Annotated in this window: 1 protein-coding gene and 1 pseudogene; both read left to right on the forward strand. The window is 36.0% G+C overall.

Annotation, left to right across the window (positions count from 1 at the left end; genetic code table 11):
* Window positions 1-338 precede the first annotated feature (338 nt).
* Window positions 339-1,691: a DUF389 domain-containing protein gene (locus tag X919_RS0106755; RefSeq protein ID WP_028899505.1), complete on the forward strand. Its 1,353-nt coding sequence runs from the start codon at window positions 339-341 to the stop codon at window positions 1,689-1,691.
* A gap of 466 nt (window positions 1,692-2,157) precedes the next feature.
* Window positions 2,158-2,483, forward strand: a pseudogene (locus X919_RS17225) (transposase); the annotation flags it as partial.

Raw genomic sequence — 2,483 nt, forward strand, 5'->3', positions numbered from 1 at the left:
GTTTATAGATGGATTCATAAATACAAAAAAGTAGGCTGGAATAACCAGCCTACCAAATGTCCATTACGCCTAAAACACACAGAAGAACGGAGAGGACACTAAGCACCCCTGTGTGTCATTTCGTCAAAATTCTAAACTTAGGTAACACGCTTATTACTCCAAATTCCGAAAGTCTCTTTTTTTATACGACAAAGAGTAAATATAAGCTCAACCCTAAAGTTAGATCATAAATATGGAGACAGCATAACGATGAGACACCACCCTACCTCTTAATAGTAAAACTGAAAATACTTGGAACTTTCCATTAAAATAAATACCTTTGCAAAAAAGAAAACAACATGCAACAAGATAGTAAACCAACATTATGGCAAATAATTAAAAGCTATTTCAACGTATCACCTGACAAAAATAGCAAAATAGATGTTATTACACAAATAACGGATGGAATTAACTTTCAGGGGGTTAACATCTGGATACTCATCTGTGCCATTTTTATTGCTTCATTAGGTTTGAATGTGAACTCAACTGCGGTGATAATTGGTGCAATGTTAATCTCACCATTGATGGGACCAATCATCGGTATGGGATTAGCTATTGGAATTGCTGACTTGGACTTGTTCAAACAGTCCATAAAAAACTATTTGGTAAGTACGTTCATTAGCGTTGTTACTGCAGCAATCTACTTTACACTTTCGCCTATCACGGATGCCCAATCCGAACTCTTAGCCCGCACATCGCCTACCCTTTATGACGTATTGATAGCTCTTTTTGGTGGTGCTGCTGGATTCTTAGCTATATCAACAAAAGGAAAAAATAACGTGTTGCCGGGTGTTGCTATTGCTACAGCGTTGATGCCACCCCTTTGTACAGCAGGTTATGGTCTTGCTGTACAAAATACATCCTACTTCTTTGGGGCATTTTACCTTTATTTCATCAATACTGTTTTTATCGCTTTTACAACCTGTCTTGGTGTACGCCTATTACATTTTCATAGAAAGGGACTTGTTAATCGTGAACAAATGAAACGAGTAAATCTTTACATCGTTAGCATTATCATTATTACAATACTTCCTGCCAGCTACATGACATGGAATATCATAAAGCAAAGTGTGTTTGAAAACAATATTGAGAAATTCATAACGAAAGAACTTAGTTATAATGGAACTATTATTCTCTCACATGAATATGACTTACAAAACAAAACACTTCATGTAGTGGCTGTGGGTAATACTATCTCTGCGGACACAATAGCAAAGGCACAGAAAACAATGACCGACTATCAACTTGAAGGTTATAAACTAAAAGTCATACAAGGAACAAACTCTGATAGTTTGTTAATCCTTCAAAACAAGAAGAAAGGACAAATAAAACTTGGAGAGAAGAACTCTGCTGAATGGCAAGAACTTGCATATAGAAATGATGTATTACAGAAGCGGCTAAACTCTTACACTCATTATCCTGTACTTGCAAACGACATGAAAGAAGAACTTAAAGTCGTATGCCCCTCGGCAAAGAGTATTATGCTTTCAAAAGCATCTGAGTCTTTCGTTGATTCTGCTTCAATTAAAAATCATATCGTGGCTATAGTCAAAACAAACAAGTCTCTTACCAAAGACAACAGAAAACAGCTATATGACTGGCTTAAAGTGAAAGTAAAATCCGACAGCCTTGAATTAATTATTTTACCATAATAGTAGTATTATGCAAGAGTAAGAAATACCAAACTATCACGGGTTTGGTATTCTTTACGGCTACGAAAATTAATTACAAAAGCTTCGAACTATTACACCTAAAAACGTAGAAAAAGGAGGATTGCAAGTAAGCTTGCAACATATTGAGTATCAATTTGTTATTAGTTAGCATTTCAACAGGTGCTCTTTAAGCCTCTAAAAGGGCATCTATTGAGCCTTAAAAAGCACCTTTTGCAAGCCTATTGGGAGTCTTTAGAAGCCAATTAAGCATTAATTGGAAAGGGATGGAATGAAAAGTTAGGACAAAAAAAGGGAAGAAAGGCGCAATGGACATTTGGTAGGCTGAAACCTCTCGGAATTCTTTTATTTACTACCTTTGCAGCATTTGAAAACCTATGAATAAAAAAACTGTATCTTCTGTAATAGCTCAAATGTTAAAAAGAATGGGCATTGACGTTCTGTTCAGATGTATTCCTGCAAAGATTGTGGTAGACCATTTCAAGGTGGTCTGCGTATAAATAATATTTCTCTATGGAATGACTATCTGACAGCAAGTCGAACGATTTCTGCTCTATCCACTCTTTATAAATGTTCAGAGCGAACCATACGACATAGGTTGAGCTTAGTAGTAGATAGCTTTACTGCTACTTACCCCAGATCTGCAGTAATAATATTGGATACAACATACTTTTCCAATACATTTGGTGTGATGCTGTTTCAGGATGCTTCATCAGGCAAAATACTCTATCGCAAGTTTGTCAAAAACGAAACTAACAGAGATTATCTTGATGG

This window comes from Prevotella sp. HJM029, from assembly GCF_000599605.1.
Lineage (GTDB): Bacteria > Bacteroidota > Bacteroidia > Bacteroidales > Bacteroidaceae > Prevotella.